Annotated in this window: 13 protein-coding genes and 1 tRNA gene; 10 read left to right on the plus strand and 4 right to left on the minus strand. The window is 68.3% G+C overall.

Features of this window, described 5'->3' with window-relative positions:
* Positions 1–28 precede the first annotated feature (28 nt).
* Positions 29–1,000 carry a transcriptional regulator gene (locus DM818_RS07325; RefSeq protein ID WP_075937380.1) on the plus strand — a complete coding sequence of 324 codons (972 nt, stop codon included), beginning with the start codon at positions 29–31 and terminating at the stop codon, positions 998–1,000.
* Here the strand turns inward: DM818_RS07325 and DM818_RS07330 are convergent.
* Both DM818_RS07330 and DM818_RS07335 read right to left on the minus strand, forming a co-directional pair.
* The gene (locus tag DM818_RS07330) at positions 992–2,317 is read right to left on the minus strand and encodes an aryl-sulfate sulfotransferase (RefSeq protein ID WP_153952505.1); all 1,326 of its coding nucleotides are present in this window, start codon (positions 2,315–2,317) and stop codon (positions 992–994) included. The two genes, DM818_RS07325 and DM818_RS07330, sit on opposite strands and share 9 nt — an antisense overlap.
* Positions 2,318–2,773 (minus strand): DUF5814 domain-containing protein, encoded by a 456-nt coding sequence (locus DM818_RS07335; RefSeq protein WP_123124531.1) that lies wholly within the window; start codon positions 2,771–2,773, stop codon positions 2,318–2,320.
* Positions 2,774–2,872: 99 nt separating this feature from the next.
* Between DM818_RS07335 and DM818_RS07340 the strand changes: the two genes are divergently transcribed.
* The 3 genes from DM818_RS07340 to DM818_RS07350 all read left to right on the plus strand — a co-directional run bounded on the left by DM818_RS07340 (position 2,873) and on the right by DM818_RS07350 (position 7,016).
* Positions 2,873–5,971 (plus strand): FAD-binding and (Fe-S)-binding domain-containing protein, encoded by a 3,099-nt coding sequence (locus DM818_RS07340; protein WP_153952506.1) that lies wholly within the window; start codon positions 2,873–2,875, stop codon positions 5,969–5,971.
* Positions 5,972–6,019: 48 nt separating this feature from the next.
* Positions 6,020–6,090 (plus strand) — tRNA-His (locus tag DM818_RS07345).
* Positions 6,091–6,212: 122 nt separating this feature from the next.
* Positions 6,213–7,016: an HNH endonuclease gene (locus DM818_RS07350; protein ID WP_123124530.1), complete on the plus strand. Its 804-nt coding sequence runs from the start codon at positions 6,213–6,215 to the stop codon at positions 7,014–7,016.
* On the opposite strand, the gene DM818_RS07355 is transcribed toward DM818_RS07350, so the two are convergent.
* Positions 7,013–8,209, minus strand: a complete 1,197-nt coding sequence (locus tag DM818_RS07355) for a CBS domain-containing protein (RefSeq protein ID WP_153952507.1) — start codon at positions 8,207–8,209, stop codon at positions 7,013–7,015. The two genes, DM818_RS07350 and DM818_RS07355, sit on opposite strands and share 4 nt — an antisense overlap.
* 80 nt (positions 8,210–8,289) lie before the next feature.
* On the opposite strand from DM818_RS07355, the gene DM818_RS07360 reads away from it, so the two are divergent.
* The 6 genes from DM818_RS07360 to DM818_RS07385 all read left to right on the plus strand — a co-directional run bounded on the left by DM818_RS07360 (position 8,290) and on the right by DM818_RS07385 (position 17,160).
* The gene (locus tag DM818_RS07360) at positions 8,290–8,649 is read left to right on the plus strand and encodes a cupin domain-containing protein (protein ID WP_153952508.1); all 360 of its coding nucleotides are present in this window, start codon (positions 8,290–8,292) and stop codon (positions 8,647–8,649) included.
* A gap of 39 nt (positions 8,650–8,688) precedes the next feature.
* Positions 8,689–10,728 carry a DEAD/DEAH box helicase gene (locus tag DM818_RS07365; protein ID WP_153952509.1) on the plus strand — a complete coding sequence of 680 codons (2,040 nt, stop codon included), beginning with the start codon at positions 8,689–8,691 and terminating at the stop codon, positions 10,726–10,728.
* An 87-nt stretch (positions 10,729–10,815) separates the two neighbouring features.
* Positions 10,816–13,641: a transglutaminase TgpA family protein gene (locus DM818_RS07370; protein WP_153952510.1), complete on the plus strand. Its 2,826-nt coding sequence runs from the start codon at positions 10,816–10,818 to the stop codon at positions 13,639–13,641.
* Positions 13,641–14,237: a DUF7269 family protein gene (locus DM818_RS07375; protein WP_153952511.1), complete on the plus strand. Its 597-nt coding sequence runs from the start codon at positions 13,641–13,643 to the stop codon at positions 14,235–14,237. The genes DM818_RS07370 and DM818_RS07375 overlap by 1 nt, the downstream gene beginning before the upstream one ends.
* Complete coding sequence (locus DM818_RS07380; protein WP_153952512.1) at positions 14,234–15,502, plus strand: DUF58 domain-containing protein; 1,269 nt, start codon at positions 14,234–14,236, stop codon at positions 15,500–15,502. Before DM818_RS07375 ends, DM818_RS07380 begins: the two co-directional genes overlap by 4 nt.
* Positions 15,499–17,160, plus strand: a complete 1,662-nt coding sequence (locus tag DM818_RS07385) for a hypothetical protein (RefSeq protein ID WP_123124522.1) — start codon at positions 15,499–15,501, stop codon at positions 17,158–17,160. Before DM818_RS07380 ends, DM818_RS07385 begins: the two co-directional genes overlap by 4 nt.
* Here the strand turns inward: DM818_RS07385 and DM818_RS07390 are convergent, their stop codons facing one another.
* The gene (locus DM818_RS07390; RefSeq protein ID WP_075937368.1) at positions 17,161–18,108 is read right to left on the minus strand and encodes an AAA family ATPase; all 948 of its coding nucleotides are present in this window, start codon (positions 18,106–18,108) and stop codon (positions 17,161–17,163) included.
* Between the last annotated feature and the right edge of the window lie 2 nt (positions 18,109–18,110).

An 18,110-nucleotide genomic window follows, 5' to 3' on the forward strand; every position in this document is an offset into this window, starting at 1 on the left:
TGTGTGCGGAACGGACTATACCCTCTGTATGTCACGGCAAGCACTGGTCGGAAACATCTCCGCGATGCTGTCGGACGCTGGCTTCGCCGTCAGCGACCGCATCGCCGTCCGACCCAAGAGCTTCGACCTCGCGGCCCGCCGCGGCGAGGACGTGCTCCTGGTGAAGGTGCTCGCCAACGTCGACGCCTTCGACGCCGCGACGGGGATGGAGATGCGCCGGCTCGGCCACTATCTCAACGCCACGCCGCTCGTCCTCGCGCTCCGCACCCGCGACGAGGACCTCAAGCCGGGCGTCGTCTACTTCCGCCACGGCGTCCCCGCCATCTCGCCCGACACCGCGGTCGACATGTTCGTCGAGGGAGTGCCGCCGCTCATCTACGCGGCCCCCGGCGGGCTGTACGTCGACATCGACGGCGACGTGCTCCACGACGCCCGCGAGGAGCGCGACTGGTCGCTCGGCCGGCTCGCCTCCGAACTCGGCGTCTCCCGACGCACCGTCTCGAAGTACGAGGACGGGATGAACGCCAGCGTCGAGGTCGCCGCCCAGCTGGAGGAGGTGTTCGACGAGCCGCTCTCCTCGCCCGTCGACGTGCTCGACGGTGCGGACGAACTCGCGGAGGAAGACACCAGCGAACCGCCCGAACACGACCCCGACGACGAGGCCATCGTCACCGTGCTCACCCGGGTCGGCTACGACGTGCACCCGACCGAGCGCGCCCCGTTCAAGACCGTCTCCGAGGACGAGGACCCGACGGAGTCGCTCCTGACCGGTCACTCCTCGTTCACCCGGACGGCCAAGAAGCGCGCCGAAATCATGTCGTCGCTCGGTGCCATCACCCGGATGCAGTCCGTCTACGTCGTCGACGACCGCGCCGGCGGCCGGGAGTGTGTCGACGACACCGCGCTCATCGAGCGCTCGGAGCTCGAAGACGTGGAAGACGCCGACGACCTCCGCGACCTGATTCAGGGTCGGGTCGACCGGGAACCCGAATCAGCCTAGCAGTTCCTCGCGACGTCGCCACAGTTCGACCACACCCCACGCCAGCGCCAGCAGTAGCCCGACGACGCCCGCGAGGAACGTCCACCCGCTCGCCCACACCGGCTTCACCCACGGGACGACGTGGTCCCACGTCGAGGACGGGCCGTCGAGACCCACCGATTCGAGGAACGCGCTCGGGCCGCTTTCGCCCGGAATCGGCGGGTCGTTCGCGCTCCCGGAGACGGCGTAGCTTCCGGTGGCGTTCAGGTCAGCGATGGTCGGCGAGCGGGCCGAGCCGCCGGTCCAGTCGCCGTCTTCGGTCGCACCTACACGCTCGGCGTCGTACGGCCCCCACGTGACGTAGTACTCCCAGACGATTTCTCCGGACGGCGTCACCTCGATGACGCGGTGGTTCAGCGAGTCGGTGACGAGCGTGTTCCCGTTCGGGAGCCGGTCGGCGTCGCGCGGCCAGTTCAGCTTCCCGTCCGTCCCGAGCGTCCACGTCCGGTTCCAGCCGTCGTCCTCGCGCTCGTACTCGACGATGCGGTCGTTCTCGGAGTCGGCCACGAGCAGCGTCGGCGTCCCGTCCGCGCTCGTCAGGTAGTCGGGGTTGTGCTGCTCGTGGAGGGTGTCGTAGTCGCCGTCGCTGCCCAGTCGCATGTCGATTTCGTCCGTCGACCGGTTCACGACGATGGCCTGGTCGAAGTTGCGCGGCGAGAGCAGGAACCGGTCGCCGCCGATGTAGTCCACGTCGTTGACGTGGGTCCAGTCCGCGTCGTAGCCGCCGTCGGTCGATTCGGGGTAGTGGTCGCGGAACCGCCACTCCCAGGTGCGCTCGTCGGTCGTCCGGTTGTAGATGAACACCTTGTCGTCGGGGACGCCGTCGGTCGTCGCGCGCATGTTCGCGACGACGAGGTCGCCGTTCGGGAGCAGGTCGGCGTCGTGGGTGTCCTCGATGTCGAACCGCTCGGTCCAGACGCGCTCGCGCGTATCGGGGTCCAACTCGAAGATGACGGTGTCGCCGTCCCGGGCGGTGGTCGCCAGGAGGTTTCCGTTCGCGAGCGGGTCCACGTCGTAAAACCACGTCTCGCCGAACGTCTGCTCGCCGTACTGCCAGTCCACCTCGTCGCCGTCGACGGAGACGAGCCGCGCCTGCGTCTTCTCGCTGCCACCGCGGAAGTGGAAGCCCTGGACGCCGACGACGGTCTGGCCGCGGTCGGCGGTAATCGTTCCGGGCTTCGCGTTCGTCGGCTCGTGGGTGGCGAACGCGACGACGCCGGGCGCGAGCAGGCAGACGACGAGCGCGGCGACGACGAGACGGACGGTTCGCCGCTCCATCTACCGCGAGAGCTGGTGGCGTTTCGTCCGTGCCTGCTCTGCGGCCTCCGGGTGACCGTCCACGTCGGCGAGCGACTCCACCGCCTCCAGCGTCCGCACCGAGTCATCGAGGAACGAGAGGATGTCGCCGGAGTAGGCGTACAGCATGTAGTCGTCGCCCATCACGTCGACGATGGCGTCGGGACCCAGCCCCTGCTCGCGGAGTTCGAGCAGATACCGGATGAACTTCTCTTCGGGGTGGCCACAGTGGGGATTCGACTGACAGTCGCAGTCGAGGAAGTCGGTCGCGAAATCGAGGACGCGCTCCTGCGTCGTCTCGTTGAGCTGGGCGAGATTCTCCCCCTGAAACAGCAGATCGAGCGTGGCCCCCGAAAACGCGCTCTTCGGAATGGACGTTTCCAGCTGCGAGGCAATCTGGCGGTGGTTTTTCAGATAGATTTTGTCCGTGATGGCCACAGTTGGCCGACCTCGGTGAGCCAGCGGCGAAAGCGTTCCGCTCTTCGAGACATCGCCGCGAGGCCGGCGTTTATATCGGTCAGGGCTAACGACCACGTAATGGCAATCCACGACACTGTTCCGGCCGACGGAACAGACGCGTACGACTACACCGGCGGCGAGGTGGAACGACCCGACCTCGTCGACGACCTCACCCCCCTCGTCGACGGCGACGTACGGTTCGACGACTACTCGCGACAGCTGTACGCCACCGACGCCAGCGCGTACGAGCGGCTCCCCATCGGCGTCGTGCTCCCGCGCTCGACCGACGACGTGGCCGCCGTCGTGGCGTACTGCTTCGACAACGAGATTCCGGTGTTGCCGCGCGGCGGCGGCACCTCCCTCGCCGGGCAGACCGTGAACGAGGCCGTCGTCCTCGACTTCTCGCGGTACATGGACGACGCGACAGTCGACCCCGAAACGGAGACCGCGACCGCCCAGGCCGGCATCACGCTCGGGAAACTTAACGAGGCCGCCGCGGACCACGGGCTCACCTTCGGCCCCGACCCGGCGTGGGGTGACAAGAGCGCGCTCGGGGGCGCTATCGGCAACAACTCCACCGGCGCACACTCGCTCGTCTACGGGAAGACCGACTACTACATCGAGGAAGCCGAGGCCGTGCTCGCTGACGGCACCGTCACGACGTTCGGGGAGGTGGACATCGAGACGCTGCGCGAGGCGGGCGACCCGACGAGCGACGACATCCGCGAGCGCGTCTACGCGTCCGTGCTGAGGATACTGGAGGAGGAACGCGCCGAAATCGACCGCCGCTACCCGCGGCTGAAGCGGAACGTCTCCGGCTACAACCTCGATGCGCTCATCGAGGACGCACAAGGCACGCGACCGCTCGCGGACGGCACCGGCACCGGCCCCGACAGCGAGGCCGGCACGGTGAACCTCGCCCGCCTGCTCGCCGGCAGCGAGGGAACCCTCGCAGTCGTCACCGAGGCGACCGTCGCGCTCGAACCCGAACCCGAGACCAAGGCCGTCGCCCTGCTCACCTACGATTCGCTCATCGACGCGATGGAGGATGTCGCGCCCATCCTCGACCACGGCCCGTGTGCCGTTGAGGTGATGGACGACGTGCTGCTCGACTTGGCCCGCGAGGCTCCCGAGTTCGAGGAGGTCGTCGGACTGCTCCCCGACGACACCCACTCCGTCCTGCTCGTGGAGTTTTACGCCGAGGACGACGACCACGGCCGCCAGCAGGTGGCCGACCTCGTGGCCGACCGTGTCGGCGACGTAGCGACCGAGGTGACGGCGAGTCCCGACCGCGTGCGGACGGACGAGCGCGCGTACGCCAGCCACGCGATGGAGGCCCACGACGCCGAGACGCGCGCCACCTTCTGGAAGATGCGCAAAGCCGGGATGCCCATCCTGCTTTCGCGCACCAGCGACGCGAAACACATCTCCTTCATCGAGGACTGTGCGATTCCGGTCGAGAACCTCCCCGCGTACGTCGAGGCGTTTCAGGACGTGCTCGACGACCACGGCACCCACGCCTCCTTCTACGCCCACGCCGGGCCGGGCGTGCTCCACGTCCGCCCGCTCGTCGACACCAAGACCGTCGAGGGAGTCGAACAGTTGGAGGGAATCGCCGACGACGTGACCGACCTCGTGGTCGAGTACGGCGGGAGCGTCTCCGGCGAGCACGGCGACGGTCGTGCCCGCACCCAGTGGAACCGGAAGCTGTACGGCGAGCGGCTGTGGGGCGTCTTCCGGGAGTTGAAGACCGCCTTCGACCCGACGTGGCTTCTGAACCCGGGGAATATCTGCGGCGTCATGCCCGACGAAGAGCCCGACGACACCGCGGTCGCGGCCCACGACATGACCGAGGACCTCCGATTCTCGCCGAGCTACGAGTTCGAGACAGGCTTCGACCCCGCTCTGGAGTGGGCCAACGAGAACGGTTTCCAGGGGATGGTGGAGTTGTGTCACGGCTGTGGCGGCTGTCGCGGGCCGCAGTCCACGACCGGCGGCGTGATGTGTCCGACCTACCGAGCCGCCGAGGAGGAGATTCAGTCGACGCGCGGGCGGGCGAACCTGCTCCGGTCGGCCATGAACGGCTCGCTCGACGAGGACGAACTGCTCGGCTCGGAGTTCGGAGCCGAGGTGATGGACCTCTGTGTCGGCTGCAAGGGCTGTGAGGTGGACTGCCCCTCCGGCGTCGACATGGCGAAGATGAAAGCCGAGGTGGAACACGCGAGCCACGAGCGCGACGGCCCGAGCCTCCGCGACCGCATCTTCGCGAACATCGACTCGCTGTCCCGTCTCGGGAGCATGTTCGCGCCCCTGTCGAATCTCGGGACGAAGATTCCGGGCGTGCGCACGCTAATGGAGTCGCAACTCGGCATCGAGCGCGAGCGCGACCTTCCCACCTTCGAGCGGGAGTCGTTCGCGACGTGGCTCGCGGACCGCGGTTCGACGGTCTCCGAACGTGAGGCCGACCGCACGGCAATCATCTTTCCGGACACGTACACGAACTACAACCATCCGGAGGTCGGGAAGGCCGCCGTGCGCGTGCTCGAAGCCGCCAACGTCCGCGTCGAACTCGCCGACGCGCGCGACTCCGGCCGCCCGGCCTACTCGAAGGGATTCATCGACACCGCCCGCGAGGAGATGGTCGAGAACGCCCGGACCATCGTCCCCGACGCCGACGACAAGGATGTCGTCCTCGTCGAGCCATCCGACGCCGTGATGTTCCAGTCCGATGCTCTCGACCTCGTGCCCTCGGACCACGAGGCCCGCGACTACGTCGAGTCCCTCGCCGACAACAGCTACGGGCTGTGTGAGTATCTCGACGCGTTCCGCCTCGACGAGAACGCCGACTGGGCCGGGGCGGACGCGTTTGCGTACCACGGCCACTGCCACCAGAAGGCGAAGAAGAAAGACCACCACGCGGTCGGCGTGCTCCGGCGGGCGGGCTACGACGTTTCGCCCATCGACTCGACCTGCTGTGGGATGGCCGGCTCGTTCGGCTACGAGACGGAACACTACTCGATGAGCCGGGAAATCGGCGAGCAGTTGGCCGAGCAGGTCGCCACGGAGGAGTGTGACCGCGTCGTCGCGCCGGGGGCTTCCTGTCGCTCGCAACTGGAGTCGTTCGACGAGGAGCCGGTCCATCCGGCCGTCGCGCTCGACGACGCCCTCCCCGAGTGAGACGTTTCGTAAGGTATTCAAACGCCGCCACGAATCTGTAACTGCGTGTCCGGGCTGGGGTAGTGGTATCCTATCACCTTGTGGTGGTGATGACGTGGGTTCAATTCCCGCGCCTGGACTGACATTTTTTATTCGTCTGTTAGCGTCTTCTTGCAGGCCTCTGAATCCAATTTTCAGACCCAATATACAGCACCTTACACTTACTGCATAGGATTATATTCCATGCAGAACGAACTGAATTATGGCGGATTGTCCCACCTGTGGCGCGAGTCGTGATTCGTGGCAGAAGCTCCGATTACACCACATCGACGCACACGACTGCTCCCTTCCGAACCGGGAGTGTGACCGATGTGGGGAACGGTTCTTCTGTGAACACCAGCGCAAGTACTGTTCCGAGGAGTGTCGGTACGCCGAGCCAACCCGGGACCTCTCGGGCGAGAACAACCCGAACTACTCCGACGCCAAGGAGCAGACGACCTGCGAGCGATGCGGTGCGAGCTTCGAGTATTACCCGTCGGCGAAGCAAGGTCGATTCTGCGGTGACTGCGTCGCGACGAACGAGTGGCAGGAGCCGCCGGAGCTGACCGGCGAGTCGAATCCGAACTACACCGGTGGAACGGCGACCATCGCCTGCGACGAGTGTGGCGAGCCGTTCGAGCGGTATCCGGCGCAGGTGAACGAGACGGTGAATCTCTGTGGGGAGGCGTGTCGCGCCGACTGGCTCTCGACGGCGTTCACGGGCGAGGGCCACCCGAACTGGCGGGGTGGCCCGACGGGGCCGTACGGACCGGGATGGCGCGAGGTTCGCAAGCTGGCGCTCGAACGGGACGACTACGCTTGCGTGCTGTGTGGAACCGACGCCGAGAAACTGGGACAGAACCCCGACGTCCATCATATCATCCCGGTGCGAGCGTTTCTCGACGAGGCGCGGCTCACGGTCGCAGATGCACACACGCTCGACAACCTCTGCTCGCTGTGTGTCGACTGTCACCGGCTGGTCGAACACGGCGGCGTCGAGACCGGCATCCTCAGGGCGGCAATCTAGTTCGTGCGACCGAGCGCCGGGCGCGGACTGTCGGTGGACCGCGAGACGGCACCGCCCTGCTTGATGATATCGAGGGCGGTCATCAGGTCTGTCCGCGAGAGGAGGCCGACGAGTTCGTCGTCTTCCATGACGAGTAAGCGACCGACCCCGGCCGCCTGCATCTGTTCGAGCGCGTCCATCGCGCCGGTCTGGGGATCGACCGACTCGATGTCGCGGCTCATCACCTCCTCGACCTGGTAGGCGTCGCGTTCGACCTCCTTGACGGACTGGGCATCGCTGAGCGTGACGACGCCGACGGGTCGGCCGTTCTCGACGACGGGGTAGCCGGTGTGGCGTTCGGTGAACATCCGGCCGAGCAGGTCGGCGACGGAGGTGTCCGGCGTGACGGTCTTGAGGTCGTCGTCGGGCGTCATGATATCGCGGACGGTCACGCCGTCGAAGGCCGCGGCCATGACGGTGCGTTGCGCCTCGGAGGAGGCACCGATGTAGATGAAGAAGGCGATGGCCACGAGGAACAGACCGCCGCCGCCGAAGAGCCCGAACAGGCCGAGCCCGATGGCGAACAGTTTGCCAACCTCGGCGGCGATTTGCGTCGCCTGCGCGTATGGCCGATTGCGCGCGAGCAGTGCACGGAGGACCCGGCCACCGTCCATCGGGAAGCCGGGGAGCATGTTGAAGATGGCCAGCGCGACGTTGACGACGGCGAGATACGCGAGCAGGAAGCGGACGGCCGCGATGGCGGTACCGCCGGGCTGGACGGCGGTAAAGGCGACGTAGGAGACGACGCCGAGCAGGACGCTGACGATGGGGCCGGCGACAGCGATGTTGAACTCCTGTTTCCAGTCTTCGGGCATCTCGCTCAGCTGGGCGACGCCGCCGAACAGCCACAGCTTGATGGAGGAGATGGGAAAGCCGTAGCGCATCGCCACGAGCGAGTGACCGAGTTCGTGGATGATGACGCCGACGAACAGTCCGACCGCGGCGAGCAGGCCGACGACGAGCGCGACGGTCGAGTCGCCGGTGAGTGCGGACACCTCGACGAGATTCGCCGGCGCGAGCACCTCGTTGATGAGCGAGGCGTACTCGCCGAGCGTGGTCCCGATGAGATACGCGAACAGCGGGAGGATGAGCAGAAACGTCAAATCGAGCTCGATGGGGATACCGAACAGTCGCCCGATTCGGAAACTTCGCATACGGGACCTAGTGCCCCCGGTCACTTAACTATCGCCGCGGCCGCCGACACCGTTTCCTCCCTCGACTGTGTCCCTCGGGTATGACAGACGGACACGTTGTTCGCGGCGCGGATGTCGAGTACGAATCGGTCGACGCCGCCGAGGGGTTATCGAAGGGGGTCCTGCTCGGGCCGGACGTGACGCCGACGCTCTCGCTCCGGCGGTTCGAACTCGCCCCCGGCGCGACGGTGCCGGAACACACCAACGAAATCGAACACGAGCAGTACGTGCTCGACGGCGAGTACGTCGTCGGGATTGATACCGAGGAGTACACCGTCTCCGCGGGCGATTCGGTCCACATCCCCGCGGACGCGGTCCACTGGTACCGCAACGAGGGCGACGAACCGGGCGCGTTCATCTGTGCGGTGCCGAACGGCGACGACACCATCGAACTGCTGTAGAGTCGGAGACGTTTTGCCGTCCGGTGACCCAGTTCCGGTGTGTCTCAGCAGGTCGCCGGCGTCGATACGCTCTTTTGTCACGAACGCCGCGACGGCGACTTCACCGTCGCCGTCGAGCGGGACGGCGAGCGGATGCTCCACGGTCGGCTCGAACTGAAGCAGACGAGCGCCGGCCCGCGGCCCGCCCGCCTGCGCGTTCAATCCGGCAGCGACGAGGAGCCGCGCCCGCCCGACCAGTTCGTCGAAATCGCGCGCCGCGCGAAACGCATCCGCATCTCCCAACAGACGACCCGCGAGGGCCGCGACCGCCTGCGCGAGATGTTCGGCGGCTACCAGCTCGACGAGAAGGTGAAAGCCGTCCGGACCTGTCGCTACTGCGCGAACGACGGCCGCTACTCGCCGCTGACCGAAGACAGCGCTATCCGCGCGGACGACGAGCACATCTGTCTCGACTGCGCGATGCGGGAACTCGACCGGGAGGCGAGCTTCCGGGGGCTTCGGTCGGGCGCCCGCGACCGGCTCGAGGACCTGCTGCTCGACGTACAGGACTTAGAACAGATCACCGACCTCCTCTCGGGGAATCTCGACCCCGACGTGACGCGGTTCGACACCGTGTCCGCGACGACCGACGAGGTCGAACTCGTCTCGACGGATTCGCTGTCGCTCCACCCGGGCATCCAGTCGAAGCTCGAATCGCGGTTCGATACCCTGTTGCCGGTCCAGAGTCTCGCCGTCGACCACGGCGCGACCGACGGGGAAGACCAGCTCATCGTCTCCGCGACGGCGACGGGGAAGACCCTCATCGGCGAGATGGCCGGTCTCGACCGCGTGCTCAACGGACAGGGGAAGATGCTGTTTCTCGTCCCGCTCGTCGCGCTGGCGAACCAGAAACACGAGGATTTCCAAGACGAGTACGGCGACATCGCGAACGTCTCCATCCGGGTCGGCTCCTCGCGCATCGCCGACGACGGCAACCGGTTCGACCCCAACGCCGACATCATCGTCGGCACCTACGAGGGCATCGACCACGCGCTCCGCACCGGGAAGGACCTCGGCGACATCGGGACGGTCGTCATCGACGAGGTACACACGCTCGGAGAGGAGGGCCGCGGCCACCGGCTCGACGGGCTCATCTCCCGGCTCAAGTACTACACCGAGTCGCGCAATCAGGGGACCCAGTGGGTGTATCTGTCGGCGACGGTCGGCAATCCCGAGGAGCTCGCCGGCCAGCTGGAGGCGAATCTCGTCGAGTTCGAGGAGCGACCGATTCCCATCGAGCGCCACGTCACCTTCGCGGACGGCAAGGAGAAACCCCGCATCGAGAACAAGCTCGTTCGCCGCGCCTTCGACCAGAAGTCCTCGAAGGGGTATCGCGGCCAGACGATCATCTTCACGAACTCCCGGCGGCGGTGTCACGAGGTGGCTCGAAAGCTGGAGTACGACGCCGCGCCGTACCACGCGGGGCTCGACTACGGCCGCCGGAAGACGGTCGAGCGGAAGTTCGGCAACCAGGACCTCGCGGCGGTCGTGACGACCGCCGCCCTCGCGGCCGGCGTCGACTTCCCGGCCTCGCAGGTCATCTTCGACTCGCTGGCGATGGGTATCGAGTGGCTCTCCGTCCAGGAGTTCGAGCAGATGCTCGGCCGGGCCGGTCGCCCGGATTACCACGACGAGGGGACCGTCTACCTGCTCGTGGAGCCGGACGGCTCGTATCACGGCTCACAGGAGATGACCGAAGACGAGGTGGCGTTCAAGCTCCTGAAAGGGGAAATGGAGTCCGTCCGGACGACGTACGACGAGTCCTCGGCGGTCGAGGAGACGCTGGCGAATCTCGTCGTCGCGGGCAATGACGCAAAACGGCTCAACGACCGGATGGTCGGAGAGATTCCGACGAAACACGCCATCGGGAAGCTGTTGGAGTTCGGGTTCATCGAGGGATTGGAGCCGAGCCGCCTCGGCTACGCGGTGTGTCGCCACTTCCTCGCGCCGGGCGAGGCGTTCGTGATGCTCGACGGCATCCGGAAGGGGAATCATCCGTACGACATCGTCGCCGATCTTGAACTCGACGACGAGGAGTGACGACCGGCACAACACTCTTTGTGGTTTCAGTCTCCCGTAGCGTATGAACGCGCAGTCGACTCGATTGCCCTGTTGTCGCCGGTCACGATGAGTGGCCGCGCGACGACCGAGGGTGGGGGACGCGAACTCGGCCGGTCGATACTCACAATCGCCTGCGTCGTCGCCGTCGTCCTCGCCGCGGGCCTCGCGCCGCTGCTGCTCGGGAGCGGGCTGTCCGGGTCGGTGTTCGGACGCGCTCTCCCGATACCGACGCCCGGCGGCGCACCGACAGGTGGGGCTGGTGCGAACGCGGCCCAGTCGGCCGCCAGCGCAGCAGGGGGACTTGGCGCGCTGAATCCGACCGAGACCACCGGAATCGGCGGCTCACTCGCCGGCGAGAACAGTTCGAACCCGTACCAAGAGCTGGGGACGGAGACGCACTTCACCGTCGACAGCGACGCGAGCACCTACTGGCGAACCGGGGCCTACGACGAGTACGCCGGCGACTCGTGGAGCCAGACCGCGCCGCCGACGGCGTACGACCCGCCGATACAGCCGCCGGCGCTGCCGGGCGAGGAGATTCAGTACCGGGTCCGACTCCGCCAGTCGGCACAGGCGGTGCCGACGGGCTGGCAGCCGCAGTCGGTCGAGTTCTCGGCACGGAACCCACAACTGCAGTCGCAGTCGCTCGCGCTCCGGGCGAGTCGGTCACTCCAGCCGGGAACCGTCTACGCGGGCCGGTCAATCGTTCCCGAGCGCGACCCGTCCGTCCTCTTGGCCACCAGTCGCGCGTACCCCGACGACATCGCGGAGCGGTACACCCAACTGCCGGAATCGACACGGAGCGACCTCGAACCCTTCGTGAACCGGCTGACGCCGGACACCGAGAACCCCTACGAGACGGCCGTCGCCATCGAGCAGTGGCTCGAAGCAAACAAGGAGTACTCGCTGAACACGACCGCCCCCTCCGGCGACATCGCCTCGCAGTTCATCTCCGAGATGGAGCGAGGCTACTGCGAGTACTTCGCGACCGCGATGACGGCCGCGTTGCGTGCCGACGATATTCCGGCGCGGTACGTCGTCGGCTACACGAGCGGCGAGAAGACCGGCGAGACGAGCTACACCGTCCGCGGGATGAACGCCCACGCGTGGGTCGAGGTGTACTTCGAGGGGGTCGGCTGGGTGAAGTTCGATCCGACGCCGGGCGACGAGCGACTCGCCGCCGAGGCCGGCGAGGTGTCGGGCGAGTACACCGTCGAGGAGTCAGGCAGCCCGGGCGAGGAGATTACGCGCAACGCAGAGGAGGAGACAGCGACCGAGACGCCGATTCCAGTCACGACGACGGTGACGGAGTCGCCTGACGGGAGTACGACGAGAACGCCTACCGAGACGAGCACGGAGCCCACTGCAACAGCGACACCAACACCGACGCCGACCTCCACGCCGACGCCCACATCGACCCCGACGCCGACACCCACTGACGGTCCCGAGTACAACGTGAGCCTGAATCGCAGCGCCGTCCCCGGCGCGACGGTCGAGGTCACGGTCGTGCGAGTCGCGCCCGAGGGCCAACAGTGGATCGACGACACGTCGAGCGTGCCGGTTCCGGACACGACCGTCCTGTTCAACGGTGAGACGGTCGGGACGACCAACGCCGACGGGGTCGTCGTCGCGACCATCCCGTACACGCGGGAACTGACCATTACCATCCAGCCGCCCGACAGACTCACCGCCGACCGGATTCCGCCCCCCGACGACCGCCAGTACGCCGTCGAACCGCCGACGCAGCCGGACGGCGAGACGACGACCATCCCGACGGAAGGCGACCTGAACATCACCCTCGCGGGGCGGATACGTACGAACGCGACGGTGACGCTCGTCGCGACCATCGGCTCCGTCCCCGTCCGGAATGCGACCGTCGCGCGCGACGGGGAGCAGGTGACCACGACCGACGACCGGGGCCGAACCAGTCTCCGACTCCCGACGACCCCCGGAAACGTCACCTACACGGTCTCGCGGGGTGAGTTCTCCGGCAACGCGACCCTCGACCTCGCGCCGTTGCGCGTCGACGTGTCGCCGTCGCTCCCGCTCGCGCTCCCGTTCTCGACGGCGACGGCCAACGTCACGCTCGGCGGGTCCGGGGTCGGCGGCGTCCCGGTGACGGTCGGCGAGACGACCATCACGACCGGGCCGGACGGCTTCGCGACCGCACGGCTCCCGCTCGCCGCGAGCGCGACCGTCACCGCCCGGCAGTTCGGGCAGTCGGTTTCGACGACCGTCGCGGGTCTCTACCGGAATCTCGCTATCGCGCTCGTCCCGCTCGCGCTACTCATCGGCGGACTCGTCGTCGCTCGCCGACGTATCGACACCTCCGCGCGTGCCGTGCTCGCGGGAGGCTACCGGCTCGTGACGCTCTTCGTCCACGGTGTCGTCGGGGTCGCCGTCGCCGCCGTGACGCGCGTGTACACGTCGGTCCAGACGATTATAACCGAACTCCGGGCGCTCATCGACCGACAGGACCCGCCGCAGGTCGTGCTCCGGCGACTGCTCGCCCGTCTCCGGTCGTGGGTGAGCCAACAGGAGACGCGGCTCCGGCAGGTCGCGGCGCGCGAGACGCCCGTCGGTGCAGGCGGGGGGATGCAGGCGACCGTCACCGACTCCCGCCGGACCCTCCGGGAGAACTGGGACCGGTTCGTCGCACACACCTCGGTCCGGACGCCCAGCACCCGGACGCCGGGTGAGATTGCCGAGCACGCGATTCACACCGACGGTCTCCCGCCAGACGCCGTCCGCACCCTCCGTGACGCCTTCCGGGGGGTCGAGTACGGGCGACTCGACCCCGATGCCGAGCGCGCGTCGGTGACCGAGGCGCTCGACGCCGTCGAGACGCACCTCGCCGACGATGAATCCGCCGAGAACGGAGGTGGCGCGTAGTGGCACTCTCACGGCTCCAGCAGCTGTTCGGCGGGCTGTTCGTGCTGCTCACCGTCGCCGTCGGCGTGGCGACGCTCGCACCGAACGCGGTGCTTCAGTTCCCGCCGGCGAGACAGGCAATCGACGCGGCAGCCAACGTCGACCCGAAGCTGTTGGGTGTCGGGGTGAGCATCGGACTCGGACTCGTGCTCGCCGCGATACTGCTGTTCACGTCCCCGCCGACTGACGCCGACCCGACGTTCGACCAGTATCGCGAGGCCCCGCCGGAGGTCGCGACCGTCGAGCGACACGACCGCGTGGGTGCGGGCTTCGACACGACGCTCGACAGACTCGACGACGACCCGGCCAAACTGCGGGCTCGGCTCCGCCCCATCGCGGTCGACCACGTCCGGGCCGCGAGCGACGGCGACCCCGAACAGGCCGTTGCAGCGGGAACGTGGACCGACAACCGTCCCGCGGCCGTCTTCCTCGGGAGCGAGGTGTCGCCGACGCTGTTCGAGCGACTCCGCCGGTGGCTCGACTCCGAAAGCGAGTACCGCCGCCGGGTCGAGGCGACCGTCAGTGCCATCGACGCGCTCGGGGAGGGTGAGCCGTGACCCGCGCGCTCGCACTCGGCGGTACCCTGTTTCTGCTCGCGGTCGGACTCCTGCTTGCCGCGCCGACTGCGCTGCTCGCTGCCGTGGTTCCGCTCGCGTATCTGCTCGCGACCGAACTCAGCGCCGTCCCGCGCACCGACCTCCGGGTGAGCCGCGCCGTCGAACCGAGCAACCCCGCGCCCGGCGAGCGCGCCACGGTCACCGTCTCCGTCACGAACGAGGGGGACTCGCCGGTCGCGGACCTCCGCTTCGTCGACCCGGTGCCGGAGCCGCTGACCGTCGTCGACGGCTCCCCCCGCGGCGCGGTCACGCTCCGGCCGGAGTCGACCGCCACAATCAGCTACGAGTTCATCGCCAAGCGCGGCCGCTACGAGTACGACCCCGTCGACGTGCGAGTCCGGAGTTCGCTGGGCGACGACGAGGAGACGCTGCAGGTGACCGCCGCCGGCGCGACCGAACTCGTCTGTCGGGGCGTGACGGCTCCCCCGGAGTCGGACGTGACTCAACTTCGCGTCGGGACACTCGGTACCGACGACTCCGGCAACGGGCTGGAGTTCCGCTCCGTCCGGGAGTACCAACACGGCGACCCCGTCAACCGCATCGACTGGCGACAGTACGCCAAGACCGGCGAGTTGGCGACAGTCGAGTACCGCGAGGAGCGCTCGCTGCGCGTCCTCCTGCTACTCGACTGTCGGCCGCCGACGCGACAGGTGCCGGAACCGGGTTATCCGACCGGAACCGAGACGGTCGCGTACGCCGGCCGACTGCTGTACGACGCCCTGACTGATGCCGGTCACACGGTCGGGGCGGCCGCGCTCGGTCTCCCCGAGTCGGTGCTCACGGCCGAATCGCGCGACGGGATTTCGTGGGCGGACGAGACGACGCCCCGCGACCCGACTGCCGTCTTCGAGCAGGCGGAGGAGGCGAGCGACCACGCGGGGAGCGCGCGCCGACTGACCGACACCCACCAGAAACGGCTGCTCGCCCGCATCGAGCCGAACACGCACGTCATCCTCTGTTCGCCCCTCGCCGACGAGTGGCCGGTCGAGTTCGCGAGCCGGCTCAACGCCCACGGCCACCAGACCACCGTCATCACGCCCGAGCACGCGAGCCGGGCGACGACGGGTGGGACGGTCGCGGCACTGGAACGCGAGACGCGGATCCAGACGCTCCGGCGGGCGGGCATCGAGACGGTGAACTGGAGCCGCGACCAGCCGCTCCGGGCGAGTCTCGACCAGTCGCTCCAGCAGGTGGTCGGCCGATGAGCGCCGACGGACTCCCCGACCGGGTGTGGGAGCCGCCGCGGCTCGCTCGCGCGCTCGTCGCCGTCGTCACGCTCGCGGCCGTCGTCTTCCTGCTGGGTCGGCTCGGCGTCCGGCAGGTCGTCCCGACCGCCATCGTCGGTGCCGGCTGCGGGGCCGCCGGACTGTGGCTGCTCGCGCGCGACCGCTACCGGCCGGCGGCCGTCGCGCTCGGGACGCTCCTGTTCGTCCCCGTCGGAGTGGCGGTCGGCGCGACCGTCCTCCAGACCGCCCTCGCCGAGACGGGCAATCTGTTGGCGACGCGAACGCTCGAACAGCTCACGCTCGCCGTGGTTCGGCTCGCGCTCGCGCTGTTGGTCGTCGCGGCCTGCACCGTCGCGCTGTTCGGGAGCTTCGCGACCGGCCGAACGCTCGAACCCGAAAACGTCTCTCGCGGCTTCTGGACCGTCGCCAAGCTCACGATCCCGCCGACCGCGTACGTCCTCGTCGTCGGGGGATTGGCCGTACTCTCCTCGCCGGCCGTGCCGCCGACGATAGACCTCGTCCGGCTGCTCACGACCGGGGTCGACGCCCTCGCGACGATACTGCTCTCGCCACCCAGTCCGTCCGCCGCCGCCACCGGCGTGGAGGGGCTTGCGGCCGAGGTGGCCGTCGCCACGTTCGCCGTGCTCGCGCTCGGCGGACTGTTCGGCGTCCGCAGCCTCCTCGCACGGCTTCCCGTCGCGGAGCTACTCGCGAGCGTCGGCGAGGCGGACGACGACCGGGCGCGCGAGGTCGTCGGGACTCTCGTCTCCACGCTCTCCACCGTCGGCTTGCTCGCGCTCATCCCGGTCGCGCTGGTCGTCGTCGCCGATATCGTCGTCTCGCCGGCCGTGTTCGTCTCGACGCTCGGGCCGACGCCGGCACGACTCCTCTTCGATGTCGTCTCGACAAGCCTGCTCCGGTGGCTCGCCGTCGGCGCGATGGTTGGGGCGGTCGCGACCGCACTCCTGCTCGCACAGCTTCGCCGGCTCGTCCGGCAGTCCACGGCAGAGACGGTCATCCCGCTGCTCCCGTGGCTCGCCGGCGTCGGGGCGCTCGCGGCGACTCTCGTCGTCGCGCCCGGGCTCGTCTCGTCGCTCATCGCCCGCATCGCGGGTCGGCTCGGTCAGTTCAGCGGACAGTTCGAGCAAATCGCCGCGGGCGTCGTCGAGTTCTACGGCCCGGGAACGCTGCTCGTGACGCTGTTCGTCGCGACGCTGTTCGTCACCCTCTCGCTGTTCGCCGGGCTGTCGCTGTTGCTCCGGCTCGGACTCCTCACTCGGGCACAGCCGGGGTCGGCACTCGCCGGCGCAGGGCTGTTCGTCGCCGCCGGGCTTGCGGCCGGACGGTCCCTCTCGCTTGGCGTCGTCGCGGTCGTGGTGGCCGCCGCCCTGCTCGCCAGCGACCTCGGGCGCGACGGCCAGACGCTCGGCACGGAACTCGGCCGGTACGCCGACACGACGGGCGTCCAGACGGTCCGGGCGGGGTTTCTGACGGTGACGGGCGTCGTCGCGCTCGCCGCGGCGCTTGCCGTCCAGCGGTTCGCGCTCGACGGGTTCGTGACGAATCTGCCGGCGGCGCTGCCGCTGGTCGGAGCTGTCGGCTGCTGTGTCGCGTTGGTGCTCGTCCTCTGGCGGTAATCAGGTCGGCGGCACCTCGACGCGGTCGAGGACGCGCGCCACGATGTCGCTCGGCTCAACGCCCTCGACGCTCGCCTCGGTCGTCAACACGAGCCGGTGGGCGAAGGTGGGCTGTGCGATTCGCTTGATGTCGTCCGGGACGACGTACTCGCGACCGTCGAGCAGTGCCATCGCGCGGGCCGCCTCGAAGGCGCGCTGGATGCCGCGGGGCGAGACACCCACCCGGACGTGTTTCTCCTCCCGGGTCGCCCGCGCGAGCGAGACGATGTAATCGCGGAGGACGCCCTCCATCTCGATTGACTCGACGGCCGTCTTCAGCCCAGCGACCGCCTGCTCGTCGAGAACGGTCGATGCGCTCGGGGTCGAGGCGGTGCGCTCTGCCCGCATGTCGAGGATGGTTCGCTCGCCGTCGGCGTCGGGGTAGCCGACCGAGGTCTTGAACATGAAGCGGTCGCGCTGTGCCTCCGGCAGCCGGAAAGTTCCCTCCTGCTCGACGGGATTCTGCGTCGCGATGACGAAGAAGGGGTCCGGCAGGTCGTACGTCTCCCGGTCGACCGTCACCTGTCCTTCGCCCATCGCCTCCAGCAGCGCGGCCTGCGTCTTCGGCGGTGCGCGGTTGATCTCGTCGGCGAGGACGACGTTCGCGAAGACGGGTCCCTGCTGGAAGGTGAACCCCGCGGTCGACTCGTCGTACACCGTGGAGCCGGTGATATCAGAGGGAAGCAGGTCGGGGGTGAACTGGATACGGCGGAACGAGAGCCCGAGCGCCTCCGCGAAGCTCCGGGCGGTGAGCGTCTTCCCGGTGCCGGGAACGTCCTCCAGCAGCACGTGGCCGCCGGCGACCACGCCGGCCATGATGGTTTCGAGGAACGCCTCGTCGGCGATGACGGCGGAGCCGACCTCCGTCAACACGTCACGGCTGCGCTGTGTGGCGGCGGCGATTTCCATGC

Source organism: Halosegnis longus, assembly GCF_009663395.1.
Classification (GTDB): Archaea; Halobacteriota; Halobacteria; order Halobacteriales; family Haloarculaceae; genus Halosegnis; species Halosegnis longus.

Excerpts from the sequence above, each read along its gene's own strand:
- DM818_RS07325 (WP_075937380.1), top strand. The coding sequence starts at position 29 with ATGTCACGGCAAGCACTGGTCGGAAACATCTCCGCGATGCTGTCGGAC.
- DM818_RS07330 (WP_153952505.1), bottom strand. The coding sequence starts at position 2,317 with ATGGAGCGGCGAACCGTCCGTCTCGTCGTCGCCGCGCTCGTCGTCTGC.
- DM818_RS07340 (WP_153952506.1), top strand. The coding sequence starts at position 2,873 with ATGGCAATCCACGACACTGTTCCGGCCGACGGAACAGACGCGTACGAC.
- DM818_RS07350 (WP_123124530.1), top strand. The coding sequence starts at position 6,213 with ATGGCGGATTGTCCCACCTGTGGCGCGAGTCGTGATTCGTGGCAGAAG.
- DM818_RS07355 (WP_153952507.1), bottom strand. The coding sequence starts at position 8,209 with ATGCGAAGTTTCCGAATCGGGCGACTGTTCGGTATCCCCATCGAGCTC.
- DM818_RS07360 (WP_153952508.1), top strand. The coding sequence starts at position 8,290 with ATGACAGACGGACACGTTGTTCGCGGCGCGGATGTCGAGTACGAATCG.
- DM818_RS07370 (WP_153952510.1), top strand. The coding sequence starts at position 10,816 with ATGAGTGGCCGCGCGACGACCGAGGGTGGGGGACGCGAACTCGGCCGG.
- DM818_RS07385 (WP_123124522.1), top strand. The coding sequence starts at position 15,499 with ATGAGCGCCGACGGACTCCCCGACCGGGTGTGGGAGCCGCCGCGGCTC.
- DM818_RS07390 (WP_075937368.1), bottom strand. The coding sequence starts at position 18,108 with ATGGAAATCGCCGCCGCCACACAGCGCAGCCGTGACGTGTTGACGGAG.